Source organism: Burkholderiaceae bacterium (genome assembly GCA_024235995.1).
In the GTDB taxonomy this organism is placed as follows: Bacteria; Pseudomonadota; Gammaproteobacteria; order Burkholderiales; family Burkholderiaceae_C; genus Ottowia.
Genome location: JACKLI010000001.1, coordinates 1057917 through 1070918, shown reverse-complemented (window position 1 = coordinate 1070918; position 13002 = coordinate 1057917). Strand labels below are relative to the sequence as shown.

The 13002-nt window shown below is 71.1% G+C and carries 13 protein-coding genes; 8 read left to right on the top strand and 5 right to left on the bottom strand.

What is annotated here, in order from left to right; genetic code table 11:
* Positions 1–35 precede the first annotated feature (35 nt).
* A complete protein-coding gene (locus H6927_05295; GenBank protein ID MCP5217509.1) occupies positions 36–860 on the top strand; it encodes a ChaN family lipoprotein in 825 nt (274 codons plus the stop codon).
* 20 nt (positions 861–880) lie between these two features.
* Here the strand turns inward: H6927_05295 and H6927_05290 are convergent, their stop codons facing one another.
* The gene (locus tag H6927_05290; GenBank protein ID MCP5217508.1) at positions 881–1324 is read right to left on the bottom strand and encodes a YXWGXW repeat-containing protein; all 444 of its coding nucleotides are present in this window, start codon (positions 1322–1324) and stop codon (positions 881–883) included.
* A gap of 133 nt (positions 1325–1457) precedes the next feature.
* On the opposite strand from H6927_05290, the gene purU reads away from it, so the two are divergent.
* The 4 genes from purU to H6927_05270 all read left to right on the top strand — a co-directional run bounded on the left by purU (position 1458) and on the right by H6927_05270 (position 3692).
* Complete coding sequence (gene purU / locus H6927_05285) at positions 1458–2306, top strand: formyltetrahydrofolate deformylase (GenBank protein ID MCP5217507.1); 849 nt, start codon at positions 1458–1460, stop codon at positions 2304–2306.
* A gap of 134 nt (positions 2307–2440) precedes the next feature.
* Positions 2441–3019 carry a sigma-70 family RNA polymerase sigma factor gene (locus H6927_05280; protein ID MCP5217506.1) on the top strand — a complete coding sequence of 193 codons (579 nt, stop codon included), beginning with the start codon at positions 2441–2443 and terminating at the stop codon, positions 3017–3019.
* Between the two features lie 31 nt (positions 3020–3050).
* Positions 3051–3401 (top strand): hypothetical protein, encoded by a 351-nt coding sequence (locus H6927_05275; GenBank protein ID MCP5217505.1) that lies wholly within the window; start codon positions 3051–3053, stop codon positions 3399–3401.
* Between the two features lie 69 nt (positions 3402–3470).
* Entirely contained in the window at positions 3471–3692 is a 222-nt protein-coding gene (locus H6927_05270) for a hypothetical protein (protein MCP5217504.1), read from the top strand.
* Here H6927_05270 and H6927_05265 read toward each other — a convergent pair.
* A complete protein-coding gene (locus H6927_05265; protein MCP5217503.1) occupies positions 3649–4026 on the bottom strand; it encodes a hypothetical protein in 378 nt (125 codons plus the stop codon). The genes H6927_05270 and H6927_05265 overlap by 44 nt on opposite strands.
* Positions 4027–4084: 58 nt before the next feature.
* Between H6927_05265 and H6927_05260 the strand changes: the two genes are divergently transcribed.
* From H6927_05260 to H6927_05250, 3 genes are all read left to right on the top strand, one after another.
* Positions 4085–5128 (top strand): type IV pilus twitching motility protein PilT, encoded by a 1044-nt coding sequence (locus H6927_05260; protein MCP5217502.1) that lies wholly within the window; start codon positions 4085–4087, stop codon positions 5126–5128.
* 137 nt (positions 5129–5265) lie between these two features.
* Positions 5266–6402: a PilT/PilU family type 4a pilus ATPase gene (locus H6927_05255; GenBank protein ID MCP5217501.1), complete on the top strand. Its 1137-nt coding sequence runs from the start codon at positions 5266–5268 to the stop codon at positions 6400–6402.
* A gap of 43 nt (positions 6403–6445) precedes the next feature.
* A complete protein-coding gene (locus H6927_05250) occupies positions 6446–7354 on the top strand; it encodes an NAD(P)-dependent oxidoreductase (GenBank protein MCP5217500.1) in 909 nt (302 codons plus the stop codon).
* Positions 7355–7502: 148 nt separating this feature from the next.
* Here H6927_05250 and H6927_05245 read toward each other — a convergent pair whose 3' ends face one another.
* From H6927_05245 to putA, 3 genes are all read right to left on the bottom strand, one after another.
* Positions 7503–8264, bottom strand: coding sequence for a BON domain-containing protein (locus tag H6927_05245; protein MCP5217499.1), 762 nt, complete (start codon positions 8262–8264; stop codon positions 7503–7505).
* Positions 8261–8860 carry an SIS domain-containing protein gene (locus H6927_05240; GenBank protein MCP5217498.1) on the bottom strand — a complete coding sequence of 200 codons (600 nt, stop codon included), beginning with the start codon at positions 8858–8860 and terminating at the stop codon, positions 8261–8263. Before H6927_05240 ends, H6927_05245 begins: the two co-directional genes overlap by 4 nt.
* Positions 8861–8935: 75 nt before the next feature.
* A complete protein-coding gene (putA, locus tag H6927_05235; GenBank protein ID MCP5217497.1) occupies positions 8936–12925 on the bottom strand; it encodes a trifunctional transcriptional regulator/proline dehydrogenase/L-glutamate gamma-semialdehyde dehydrogenase in 3990 nt (1329 codons plus the stop codon).
* Positions 12926–13002: the final 77 nt, after the last annotated feature.

Sequence of the window (13002 nt, the reverse complement as noted above, 5' to 3'; positions counted from 1 at the left end):
CCTTTCATGGCATGAACAGGCCCTAGTATGGCGCCATGCGCCGCATCACCCTGCTCGCCACCGCCACCCTGGCCGCCCTGCTGTTGGCCGCCTGCGCCACGCCGGCGCGGCTGGACGAGGCCGAACGGGCCCGGTTGGCCGCCCTGCTGCCCGCCGATGTGCTGCTGCTGGGCGAGCAGCACGACGCGCCCGAGCACCACCGGCTGGAGCGCGCCACGGTGCAGTGGCTGGCCGCGCGCGGCCAGCTGGCGGCGCTGGTGCTGGAGATGGCCGAGCAGGGCCACGACACGGCCGGCCTGCCGCCCGGCGCCAGCCAGGCCCAGGTGCGCCGCGCGCTGGCCTGGGACCAAGCCGGCTGGCCCTGGGCCGACTACGGCCCGGTGGTAATGGCGGCGGTGCGCGCCGGCGTGCCGGTGTGGGGCGCCAACCTGCCGCGCGCCGACATGCGCCACGCGATGCAGGACGCCAGCCTGGACACCCGCCTGCCGCCCGCCGCCTGGGCCGAGCAGCAGCGCCGCATCCGCGCCGGCCACTGCAACCTGCTGCCCGACCGCCAGATCGTGCCCATGACGCGCATCCAGGTCGCGCGCGACGCGGCCATGGCCGACACCGTGGTGCGCGCGCTGCAGCCGGGCCGCACGGTGCTGCTGGTGGCGGGCAACGGCCACGTGCAGCGCGGACTGGGTATTCCGCAGTACCTGCCCGGCAACATCAAGGCCAAAGTGGTTTCAGCCCGCACGCAGCAAGCGCAGAAAGCTATCGAAAAAGAAGCGTCTGGCGTGCAACCCGACGCGGGCGCCGACCAGGTCTGGCCCACCGCGCCGCTGCCCCCGCGCGACCCCTGCGCCGCCCTGCGCTGAGCCTGGCTCAGCTCAGTTGCTCAGTACTGGTAGGGGTTGTTGGGCCGCCGGTCGTAACGGTTGGGCACGCCATCGCGGTCGTGGTCGCGGCGGTGGCGCATGTCGCGGTGATGGCCGTTGCTCCAGGGCGGCGGACCGGCATGCCCCGGCTGGCGCTCCCAGCGCTCGGGCCGGTACACCCAGCGCGGGCCCTCGGCCACCCACATGGGCGCCACGTAGGCATAGCCCGGCCGCGCGGCCACCCAGTAGCCCCGGCGCCAGATGTAGTGGCCGTGTCGCCATTCGTAGTGCCCCGGCGCCCAGACGTAGCCGGGGCGCGCCATCGGCATCACCTCGGGGCGCGGCGGCGGGGGCGGGCCGATCTGCACCGAGAAGTAGGCCTGGGCCTGCGCTGCGGTGGGCAGCGCCAGGGCGCCGATCGAGGCCGCCAGCACGGCGGCGGACAGCAGGACGGGTTTGAGCATGTCGAAGTCTCCTGAGTGGCGAAGCTGCACCCCATTTCAACGCATGAACCGCGTGGCGGCCGTAAACGGCAGGCAAAGCCATGCAAAAGATTGAGCCGGCAGGCCCGCAAGGCCCCTGCGACAATCAGCGCCGATGCAAGACACCTACATTCTCACCCTGTCCTGCCCGGACCGCCCGGGCATCGTGCATGCCGTCTCGGGCTTTTTGCTGGAGCACGGCGGCAACATCGAGGAAGCAGCGCAGTTCAACGACGCCGGCAACGGCCTGTTCTTCATGCGCGTGCAGTTTTCGTGCGCGCCCGGCAGCCCCGACGCCCTGCGCGAGGGCCTGACCGGGCTGGCCGAGCGCTTTGCCATGCACTGGCAGCTGCACCCGGCCAGCCAGCCCATGCGCGCCGTGATCTTCGTCAGCCGCGAAGGCCACTGCCTGAACGACCTGCTGTTCCGCTGGAAGTCCGGCCTGCTGCCGCTCGACATCCGCGCCATCGTCAGCAACCACCGCGACTTCTACCAGCTGGCGGCCAGCTACAACGTGCCGTTCCACCACATCGCCGTCGGCAAGGCCAACAAGGCGCAGGCCGAGGCGCGGCAGCTGGAAATCATCGACGGCGAAGGCGCCGAGCTGGTGGTGCTGGCGCGCTACATGCAGATCCTGTCGGACGAGCTGTGCCAGCGCCTGGCCGGGCGCGCCATCAACATCCACCACAGCTTTCTGCCCAGCTTCAAGGGCGCCAAGCCGTACTACCAGGCGCACGCGCGCGGCGTCAAGCTGATCGGCGCCACCGCCCACTACGTGACGGCCGACCTGGACGAAGGCCCGATCATCGAGCAGGACGTGGCCCGCGTGGACCACGGCAAGACGGTGGAAGACCTGACCGCCATCGGCCGCGACACCGAAAGCCAGGTGCTGGCGCGCGCCGTCAAGTGGCACAGCGAGCACCGGGTGCTGCTGTCGGGGCAGCGCACCGTGGTGTTTCGCTAGATCAAAACGAGGGCCTGCGGGGCCAGCTCCCAGGCGGCCTCTGAGCGCGCCCATGCAAGCACGCAGGCACTGGCGCGCACCAACGCCGTTGGTGCCAGCGCACAATATTTCGGCGGCTGATTCGTCTACCCGACATGGACGCCCCGGTCGGCCCATCGCCGTCAGCCCCTTTTGCCGTGCCCAACAACGCCTCGCGCTTCACCGACATCGTGGCGCGGGAGCGCGCACGGCTCGGCAGCTTCATCCGCCGGCAGGTGCGCAACGCGGCGGACGCCGAGGACATCCTGCAAGAGGTCTTGCTGGAGTTCTACCTCGCCACCGACGCCATCGAGCAAGCCGGCGCATGGCTGTTCCGGGTGGCCAAGAACCGCATCGTCGACCGCGCACGCAAGAAGAAGGAAGAACCCGCAGCACCTCCGACCGGGGACGATGACGGCCAGCGCTGGCTGGAAGAAACGCTGCCCGATCCGGCGGCTGGCCCCGACGCGGCCTATGCCCGCTCCGTGCTGCTCGGCTCCATTCATGCCGCGCTGCAGGCGCTGCCGCCTTCGCTGCGCGACGTTTTCCTGGCGCACGAGATCGAAGGCCTGTCATTTGCCGAGATGTCGGCGCAATGGCGGGTACCGCAGAACACCTTGCTGGCGCGCAAACGCCGTGCGGTGCTCGCTCTGCGCGCCCGGCTGCAGGCTGAGTACGGCGACCTCGTCGTCTAGCACCCACACCCCATCATTTCTGGAGAGAACCATGCGCATTTTCCCGCTTGCCCTGATCGCCATCGGCGTGATCGGGGTGCTCAAGCACTTTGGCCTGATCGACCCTGAGTTCATGCGCCTGTTCTGGCCCTTGCTCCTGATCGCCATCGGTGTGGTCATGCTGATCGCCGGCCCGCGTTGTCGCGCCGGCGCGCGCGAACGCATGCACGGGCAGTGGGAGCGGCGCATGCACCGCCGCTTTGGCCCCGGATGGAACAGCCTGAGCGAAGAAGAGCGAGACCGCTTTCGCGCGGGCATGAACCGATGGCAGACCCGCGACGGCAACGGCGGCAAGCCCGGCGACGCACCCACCGAGCCGCCCGCCCCCAACGGGCCCCGCTGACGCCGGGCCGCTGCGCGCCTTGCACACGCCCTTTTCAATCACTTGCTTCAACTCAACCCGGGACACACCATGAGAATCCTTCCCCTTGCCCTGATCGTCATTGGCACGCTCGGCGTTGCCAGGTACTTGGGCCTGATTCCGGTCGGCATGTTTCCGCTGATCGGCCCGGTTTTGCTGATCGCGCTCGGCGCGGCCCTGCTGCTGAGGCGCCCATGCCACGGCCGTGGCGCGTGGCGCGATCGCGGGCCTAAGGGCGACAAGCCGGCGCTGCCCGCCGGGCCCCCGCAGTAAACGCCCTGGCGGCCATGGCCGCCTCCAGGTCCTGGCTCATGCCCAGCGACAGGGTGCCCAGCCCCAGCCCGGTCGCGTTCACCTGGTCAAAAATGGCTCTGGCCCGCATGTAAACAGCGCGAGCAGCTCCAGAAGCAGGAGCAAACTCGGCGATGACCATCGGGCCTGGGTGCACGCCTGCAAAGGCGACAAGCCAGGCAGCGCGCACGGCCTCGGGGCCGAAGGTCTTGGGCACGGCCAGCAGTGCGACATCCTGCACGTTCCGCCCGTCGGCCGGGCCGGCCGTTGCGATTCGGGTACGAACCGGCTGGAGATTGGCTGCGATCATCGTCATAATCGGTCGACGTATCAAACTGCAACCATCCTCCAGCCAACCTTTACTGCGAAACGCCGTGGACATCACCCAACTGCTGGCTTTCAGCGTCAAGAACAACGCCTCCGACCTGCACCTGTCGGCCGGCCTGCCGCCCATGATCCGCGTGCATGGCGACGTGCGGCGCCTGAACGTCGAGCCGCTCGATCACAAGCAGGTGTTCGCGATGCTCTACGACATCATGAACGACACCCAGCGCAAGGTGTACGAGGAAAACCTGGAGGTGGACTTCTCGTTCGAGATCGAGGGCCTGGCGCGCTTTCGCGTCAACGCCTTCAACCAGAACCGCGGCGCCGCCGGCGTGCTGCGCACCATCCCCAGCAAGATCCTGACGCTGGAGCAGCTGGGCTGCCCCAAGATCTTCGGCGAGCTGGCGCTCAAGCCGCGCGGCCTGGTGCTGGTCACCGGCCCCACCGGCTCGGGCAAGTCCACCACGCTGGCGGCCATGGTCAACCACCTCAACGAGATGGAATACGGCCACGTGCTGACGGTGGAAGACCCGATCGAGTTCGTGCACGAGTCCAAGAAGTGCCTGATCAACCAGCGCGAGGTGGGCCCCATGACGCACAGCTTCGCCAACGCCCTGCGCTCGGCCCTGCGCGAGGACCCCGACGCCATCCTGGTGGGCGAGATGCGCGACCTGGAGACCATCCGCCTGGCCATGACGGCGGCCGAGACCGGCCACCTGGTGTTCGGCACCCTGCACACCTCCAGCGCGGCCAAGACCATCGACCGCATCATCGACGTCTTTCCGGCCGAGGAGAAGGAGATGGTGCGCGCCATGCTGTCCGAGTCGCTGCAGGCCGTCATCTCGCAGACGCTGTGCAAGCTCAAAGACGGCTCGGGCCGCGTGGCGGCGCACGAGATCATGATCGGCACGCCGGCCATCCGCAACCTGATCCGCGAGGCCAAGGTGGCGCAGATGTACTCGGCCATCCAGACCGGCCAGGGCATGGGCATGCAGACGCTGGACCAGACGCTGACCGACCTGGTGCGCCGCAACGCCATCAGCTCGGCCGAGGCGCGCGGCAAGGCCAAGATCCCTGAAAATTTCCCTGGCTGAACATGGCCCCCACGCTCCGCTGCTGCGCATGCTGTGCTGCCCCCCAAGGGGGCCCCGGCCGCCTTGGGGCGGCCCGGCGGCGGCCGGCGCGGCTGTAGACGCCCAATCTTCAACGACCCCTCGCCAGGAGCCCTTTCATGGAACGCGACCAGGCCAGCAAATTCATCAACGACCTGCTCAAGCTGATGCTCTCGCGCCAGGGCAGCGACCTGTTCATCACGGCCGACTTTCCGCCCGCCATCAAGGTGGACGGCAAGATCGCCAAGGTGTCGCCGCAAAACCTCACGCCGGCGCACACGCTGGCGCTGGTGCGCGCGGTGATGAACGACAAGCAGGCCGCCGAGTTCGAGCGCACCAAGGAGTGCAACTTCGCCATCGCGCCGGCCGGCATCGGGCGCTTTCGCGTCAACGCCTTCGTGCAGCAGGGCAACGTGGGCATGGTGCTGCGCGTGATCCCGGCCGAGCTGCCCACCATCGACGGCCTGGGCCTGCCCCGGATCCTGAAGGACGTGGCCATGAGCAAGCGCGGCCTGGCCATCCTGGTGGGCGCCACCGGCTCGGGCAAGTCCACCTCGCTGGCGGCCATGGTCGATTGGCGCAACATCCACAGCTACGGCCACATCATCACGGTGGAAGACCCGGTGGAGTTCGTGCACCCGCACAAGAACTGCATCGTGACGCAGCGCGAGGTCGGGCTGGACACCGACGACTGGGAAGCCGCGCTGAAGAACAGCCTGCGCCAGGCGCCCGACGTGATCCTGATGGGCGAAATCCGCGACCGCGAGACCATGGAACACGCCGTGGCCTTTGCCGAGACCGGCCACCTGTGCCTGGCCACGCTGCACGCCAACAGCGCCAACCAGGCGCTCGACCGCATCATCAACTTCTTCCCCGAGGAGCGGCGCGCCCAGCTGCTGATGGACCTGTCATTGAATTTGCGCGCGCTGATCTCGCAACGCCTGATCGCCAAGCAGGACGGCAAGGGCCGCACGGCGGTGATCGAGGTCATGATCAACTCGCCCTTCATCTCCGACCTGATCTTCAAGGGCGAGGTCGGCGAGATCAAGGAGGCGATGAAGAAAAGCCGCGAGCTGGGCATGCAGACCTTCGACCAGGCGCTGTTCGACGCCTTCGAGGCCAACCTCATCACCTACGAGGACGCGCTGCGCAACGCCGACTCGGCCAACGACCTGCGCCTGCAGATCAAGCTGACCAGCAAGCGCGCCAAGACGCCGGACCTGGCCGCGGGCACCGAGCACCTGCAGATCGTCTGACCCGACCCCGCGGCGGCGCCCTCCGGCTTCCTACAATGGCCGGATGAACACCTCCATTGCCGCCAAAACCTACGAACCCTGCCCGCCGCGCACCGTGGCCTTCCTGGGCCTGGGCGTGATGGGCGCCCCGATGGCGGGCCACCTGGCCCGCGCGGGCCACGCGGTCACGGTCTACAACCGCACCGCGGCCAAGGCGGCGGCGTTTTGCGCCCAGTTTCCGGGCACGCGCCACGCCGCCACGCCGGCCGCCGCCGCCGCGGGCGCCGACTTCGTGTTCAGCTGCGTGGGCAACGACGATGACCTGCGCTCGGTGGTGCTGGGCGACAGCGGCGCCCTGGCCGGCATGCAGCCGGGCGCCATCTTCGTGGATCACACCACCGCCTCGGCCGACGTCGCGCGCGAGCTGGCCGCGGCGGCGCGCTCGCGCGGCCTGCACTTCGTCGACGCGCCGGTGTCCGGCGGCGAGGCCGGCGCGCAAAACGGCGTGCTGACGGTGATGTGCGGGGGCGAGGCCGCCGCCTTCGAGCAGGCCAGGCCCGTGGCCATGGCGTTTGCCCGCGCGGTCACCCTCATGGGCCCCAGCGGCGCCGGCCAGCTCACCAAGATGGTCAACCAGATCTGCATCGCCGGCCTGGTGCAGGGCCTGGCCGAGGCCATTGCCTTCGGCCAGCGCGCGGGGCTGGACGTCGAGCAGGTGCTGGGCGTCATCGGCAAGGGCGCGGCGCAAAGCTGGCAGATGGACAACCGCGGCAAGACCATGACCGCGGGGCGCTTCGACTTCGGCTTTGCCGTCGACTGGATGCGCAAGGACCTGGGCCTGGTGCTGGGCGAAGCCAAGCGCAACGGCGCGCGCCTGCCGGTGACGGCCCTGGTCGACCAGTTCTACGCCGACGTGCAGGCCATGGGCGGCGGGCGCTGGGACACGTCCAGCCTGATTCGCCGGCTGAAATAAGCGGCTGGGTACACGCCCGAATGGACCGGGTGGCCGCGGAGCAGGCCATGCGCGGGCACCCCTGGCCGGGGTTTCCCCGGTCAGCGGGTGCGCCCCCTCGCAGGGGGGAAGCGAAGCGGAACGAAGTCCGCGCAGCTTGGGGGTGAGCCTATTTCACCGGCGGCAGCGGCCGCACCTCGACCGGCGGCTGCTGGATGACGGTGGGCTGGCTCACCGGATGCACCTCGACCGCCGGCGCGGCGCTGGAGCCGTTGGACGGCACCGTCGTGACGGGCGCCGGCGAGGGGGTCGTGCCGGTGGCATCGGCCGGGTGCAGCGCCGCCTGCTCGCTGATGGTGTCGATGATGCGCACCACCCGCTGCACGCCGGGCACGGTGCGCGCCACCTCGGTGGCCAGGGCCTCCTCGCGCTGGGTCAGGCGGCCCATCAGGTAGACTGTGCCGCGCTCGGTCACCACCTTGATGCTGTTGGCCGGCACGCCGTTGGCATCGATCAGCTTGGCCTTGACCTTGCCGGTCAGCACCGTGTCTTCCGAGCGCTGCGCGATGCTGGTCTCGGGCATCACCGCCAGCTCGTCGACGACGCCCGCCACGTCCGGCGTGCCGCGCACGGCCTCGGCCGCCAGCTGCCGGTCCTGCGCCGTGGCCACCTCGCCGGTGATCAGCACCTTGCGAAAGTAGCTGGTGATGCTGACGTGGCCGCGGCGCGCGCCCAGCGCGTCGTTGACGCGGCTGGAGGCGCGCAGCTCGATGCCCTGGTCGGCCAGCTGGGTGGCGGTGCTGCGCCGGTCGGTGGCCACCAGGCCGCCCGCGGCGGCGGCGCCACCCACCACGGCCACCGCGCAGCCGCCCAGAGCCAGCGTGCCCAGCACCAGGCCCAGGGCCGTCCATCGTTGCATCCGGGTTGTCATGAAGCACTCTCCTCGTCGCCAAGCAGTTGTTGATCCAGGCCATCGCACAGGCAGTGCAGCACCAGCAGGTGGGCCTCTTGAATGTGGGCGGCGTGCTCGCTGGGCACGCATACCTGCACGTCGGTGTCGCGCAGCCGGCGGCCCAGCTCGCCGCCACCATGGCCCGTCAGGGCCACCACGCTCATGTCGCGCTCGTGCGCGGCCTCGACCGCGCGCAGCACATTGGCGGCCTGCCCGTGGGTGGACAGCACCAGCAGCAAATCGCCCGCGCTGCCCAGCGCGCGCACCTGCGCGGCCAGGGCGTCGTCGTAGTCGCCGCGCCCGGCCACGGCCGTCAGCGTGGCGGCGTCGGCGCCCAGGGCGAGGGCCGGCAGCTCGGGCCGCGGGCGGCCGAAGCCCCCCACCAGCAGCGCCACCAGGTACTGCGCCAGCGCGCCCGAGGCGCCGTTGCCGCAGGCCAGCACCTTGCCGCCACCCGTCACGCAGGCCAGCACCGCCTGCGCCGCCTCGGCAATGGGCCGCGCCAGCGCCTCGGCCCACTGGTAGTGCAGGTCGGCGCCGTCGATGAAGCGCTGGTGGATGCGTTGCTCGTGCATTGATAGAAATGATAGCAGCGCCGCATGCACCGGCGCGGGACGATTGTCAGCAAGTGCGACCGCACGCGCCGGCCGTCAAGCCATGGTCATGAGCTGCGCGTTGCCGCCGGCCGCCGCGGTGTTGGTGCTGACCGACTGCTCGTGGCACAGCGCCGCCAGCTCGTAGCCCTGCCCGGCCAGCAGCTCGTCGCTGCTGCGGCTTTCGATGCGCACGATGGCACCCTCGCGCGCCGCCACGCGGGCCGTGAGGGCCAGCAGCGCGTCGCCGTCGCCCTCGAACAGCACGGCCGCCACCGGGCACGCGCCATCGTCCAGGCTGGCGTCGGTGGCCTCGTGCAGCCAGGCGTGCGCCTCCTCTCCGGCCGCCGCGCGCAGCGTCTGCCACAGGGCGGCGCAGCCCGCATCCGCCCGCGGCAGCACCACGTGGCAGGGGTTGCCGCTGGCGAGCGCCGCGGCCACCTGCGCGACGAGACCCAGCGGGGTGCGCGGCAGGGCCCACACGGGGCCGCGCGGCAGCAGGCGGTAGCGGTTGGCTTCGCCGGTGGGGCCGGGCAGCAGCCAGCTGGCGCCGGCGCGCGCGGCGTCCTGCGCGGCGGCGAGGGCGGCGCGCGCCGGCGCGGGGTCGGCGCCGGGCAGCGCGGCCTGCTGCAGCGACCGCAGCAGCGCCAGCGGGGGCGGCGGCGCCTCGGCGCGCGGCAGCGCGGCCAGCGCGGCGTTGGGCCGGCCCTGCACCAGCCGGTACAGGTACAGCGGCCCGCCAGCCTTGGGGCCGGTGCCCGACAGGCCCATGCCGCCGAAGGGCTGCACGCCGACCACCGCGCCGATCACGTTGCGGTTGACGTAGAGGTTGCCCGCCTGCACGCGGTCGGTGAGGCGGGCGATGGTCTCGTCGATGCGGCTGTGCACGCCGAAGGTGAGGCCGTAGCCGCTGGCGTTGATGTCGGCGACGAGGGCGTCGAGCTGTTCGCGCCGGTAGCGGACGACGTGCAAGACCGGCCCGAAAACCTCCTGGGTCAAGCGCGCGCAGCCATCGATTTCGATGATCGCCGGGGCCACGTAATGGCCATGGAGCGCGGGCGGCAGGGGCAGGCGCGTCACCGCCTGCCCGGCCTCGACCAGCTGCCGGATGTGGGCCTCGATCCGCGCGCGCGCCGTCTCGTCGATCACCGGGCCGATGTCGGTGCCCAGGCGGTCGGGATTGCCGACGCGCCACTCCTGCAGCGCGTCCCGGAGCATGGCGAGCTGCCGCTCGGCGATGTCTTCCTGCAGGCACAGCAGGCGCAGCGCGGAGCAGCGCTGGCCGGCCGAGTCGAAGGCGGAGGCGAGCACGTCGGCGACGACCTGCTCGGCCAGCGCCGACGAGTCGACCACCATCGCGTTCTGTCCGCCGGTCTCGGCGATCAGCGGAATGGGCTGGCCGCCGGGCGACAGGCGCCGCGCGAGCTGGCGCTGGATCAGCCGCGCCACCTCGGTGGAGCCGGTGAACAGCACGCCCGCCACCCGCGGGTGCGCCACGAGCTGCGCGCCCACCGTCTCGCCGGGGCCGGGCAGCAGCTGCAGCGCGTCCGGCGGCACGCCGGCCTCGTGCAGCAGGGCGGTCATGGCGGCGGCGGTGAGCGGCGTCTGCTCGGCCGGCTTGGCCAGCACGGTATTGCCGGCGGCCAGCGCGGCGGCGACCTGGCCGGTGAAGATGGACAGCGGGAAGTTCCATGGGCTGATGGCCAGCACCACGCCCAGCGGGCGCTCGGCCGCGTTGTCGAAGCGCGTCGCCACCTGCGCGCCGTAGTAGCGCAGGAAGTCGGCCGCCTCGCGGATCTCGCCCACGGCGTTGGCCAGCGTCTTGCCGGCCTCGCGCTGGATCAGGCCGATCAGCGGCTGGCTGCGCTGCTCCAGCAGGTCGGCGGCGCGCGCCAGCACGTCGGCGCGGCCGGCCGGCGGCGTGCCGGCCCAGATCGGCAGCACGGCGGCGGCGCGCTCGGCGGCAGCCTGCACCTCGTGCGGCGCGGCCTCGCGCACCCAGCCCACGGTGTCGGCCAGCTCGGCCGGGTTGGCCAGCGCCTGCCAGCCCTCGGCGCGCGCCGGGTCGACCGGCGGCGCGACACCCGGGGGCGCGGCCAGGTGCCGCTGGCCGCTGCCGGCCAGCAGCGCGGCCGACAGCGAGGCGAGCTGCTGCTCGTGCGCCAGGTTGAAGCCCTGCGAATTGGCCCGCGCCAGCGCGCCCTGCCCCGCGAACAGCGCGCGCGGCAGCGGGATGCGCGGGTGCGGCGCGCCCAGGCGCCCTTCCTCGCGCGCGATCCGCAGCACCTCCTCCACCGGGTCGGCCACCAGCTCGGCGACCGGCACGCCGGCGTCGCCGATGCGGTGCACGAACGAGGTGTTGGCGCCGTTTTCCAGCAGGCGGCGCACCAGGTAGGCCAGCAGCGTCTCGTGGTTGCCCACCGGCGCGTAGATGCGGCACGGCCGCGCCAGCTTGCCCTCGGCGGCCGGCCCCACCACCTGCGCGTACAGCGGCTCGCCCATGCCGTGCAGGCACTGGAACTCGTACTGGCCGCTGTAGTAGCTGCCGCCCACGGCCTGCGCCAGATGGACGATGCTGGCCAGCGTCTGCGCGTTGTGCGTGGCGAACTGCGGGTACACCGCGTCGGTCGCCTCCAGCAGCTTGCGCGCGCAGGCCAGGTAGCTGACGTCGGTGTAGGCCTTGCGCGTGTAGACCGGGTAGCCGGCCAGGCCATCGATCTGCGCGCGCTTGATCTCGCTGTCCCAGTACGCGCCCTTCACCAGCCGCACCATCAGCCGGCGGCGGCTGCGCCGCGCCAGATCGACAAGGTGGTCGATCACCTGCGGGCAGCGCTTTTGATAAGCCTGCACGACGAAGCCGATGCCGTTCCAGCCCCTGAGGCTTGGCGCGGCGCACAGGGCTTCGAGCAGGTCCAGCGACAGCTCCAGCCGGTCGGCCTCCTCGGCGTCGATGTTCATGCCGATGTCGTAGCGCCGGGCGAGCTCGGCCAGGTGCAGCACGCGCGGCAGCAGCTCGGTCATCACGCGCTCGTACTGCGCGCGGCAGTAGCGCGGGTGCAGCGCCGAGAGCTTGATCGAGATGCCCGGCCCCTCGAAGATGCCGCGCCCGTCAGACGCTGCTCCGATCGCATGGATCGCCTGCTCGTAGGCGGCCAGGTAGCGCCGGGCGTCGGCCTCGGTGGTCGCGGCCTCGCCCAGCATGTCGTAGCTGTAGCGAAAGCCCAGCCGCTCGTGCGCGCGGCTGTTGGCCAGCGCCTCGGCGATGTGCTGGCCGGTGACGAACTGCTCGCCCATCAGCTTCATCGCGCGGTGCACGCCCTGGCGGATCAGCGGCTCGCCGCCCTTGCCGATCACGCGCGTGAGCGCCGCCGACAGGCTCTTCTCGCTGCTGGTGGCCGTCAGCCTGCCGGTCAGCACCAGGCCCCAGGCGGCGGCGTTGACAAACAGCGAGGGCGAACGCCCCACGTGCGCGCGCCAGTCGCCGTGGCTGATCTTGTCGCGGATCAGCGCGTCGCGCGTGGCCTTGTCGGGGATGCGCAGCAGCGCCTCGGCCAGGCACATCAGCGCCACGCCCTCCTGGCTGGAGAGCGAAAACTCCTGCACCAGCGCCGCCACGCCGCTGGCCACCGGCGCGTCGCGCAGGCCCTGCACCAGGCGCGCGGCCAGCGTGCGCACGGCATCGGCCTGCGCCGCGTCCTCGGTGCGCGCCAGCGGCAGCAGCATGGGCAGGCATTCGGTCTCGGGCCGGTGCCAGGCGGCGGTGATGGCGGCGCGCAGCTCGGTCTGCGGCAGGATGGACTGGGCGAACGCCAGGAAAGGTTGCACCTCATTGGTGGCATCAGGTTGCACCTCCTGCATGCCTTCGTGCCCGGGCGCCGGCGCATCCAGCGCGATGCGGATGCTGGAAGCCCCGCGTTCCAGCGCGTCCACGTACTGCAGCACGGCCTGCTTGAGCAGCCAGTGGGGCGTGCGCCCCAACCGGTGCGCGGCCGCGCGGATGCGCTCGCGCAGCGCGTCGTCAACCTTGATGCCGATGGTGGTGGACATGCGAACCCCGGAGAAATCGATGTTCTGGAATTCTGCCGAGGTTGCACCTTTTGAAAAACAGGGTTAACCCTTGATTT

Excerpts from the sequence above, each read along its gene's own strand:
- H6927_05295 (MCP5217509.1), top strand. The coding sequence starts at position 36 with ATGCGCCGCATCACCCTGCTCGCCACCGCCACCCTGGCCGCCCTGCTG.
- H6927_05290 (MCP5217508.1), bottom strand. The coding sequence starts at position 1,324 with ATGCTCAAACCCGTCCTGCTGTCCGCCGCCGTGCTGGCGGCCTCGATC.
- purU (MCP5217507.1), top strand. The coding sequence starts at position 1,458 with ATGCAAGACACCTACATTCTCACCCTGTCCTGCCCGGACCGCCCGGGC.
- H6927_05280 (MCP5217506.1), top strand. The coding sequence starts at position 2,441 with ATGGACGCCCCGGTCGGCCCATCGCCGTCAGCCCCTTTTGCCGTGCCC.
- H6927_05275 (MCP5217505.1), top strand. The coding sequence starts at position 3,051 with ATGCGCATTTTCCCGCTTGCCCTGATCGCCATCGGCGTGATCGGGGTG.
- H6927_05270 (MCP5217504.1), top strand. The coding sequence starts at position 3,471 with ATGAGAATCCTTCCCCTTGCCCTGATCGTCATTGGCACGCTCGGCGTT.
- H6927_05265 (MCP5217503.1), bottom strand. The coding sequence starts at position 4,026 with ATGACGATGATCGCAGCCAATCTCCAGCCGGTTCGTACCCGAATCGCA.
- H6927_05255 (MCP5217501.1), top strand. The coding sequence starts at position 5,266 with ATGGAACGCGACCAGGCCAGCAAATTCATCAACGACCTGCTCAAGCTG.
- H6927_05250 (MCP5217500.1), top strand. The coding sequence starts at position 6,446 with ATGAACACCTCCATTGCCGCCAAAACCTACGAACCCTGCCCGCCGCGC.
- H6927_05245 (MCP5217499.1), bottom strand. The coding sequence starts at position 8,264 with ATGACAACCCGGATGCAACGATGGACGGCCCTGGGCCTGGTGCTGGGC.
- H6927_05240 (MCP5217498.1), bottom strand. The coding sequence starts at position 8,860 with ATGCACGAGCAACGCATCCACCAGCGCTTCATCGACGGCGCCGACCTG.
- putA (MCP5217497.1), bottom strand. The coding sequence starts at position 12,925 with ATGTCCACCACCATCGGCATCAAGGTTGACGACGCGCTGCGCGAGCGC.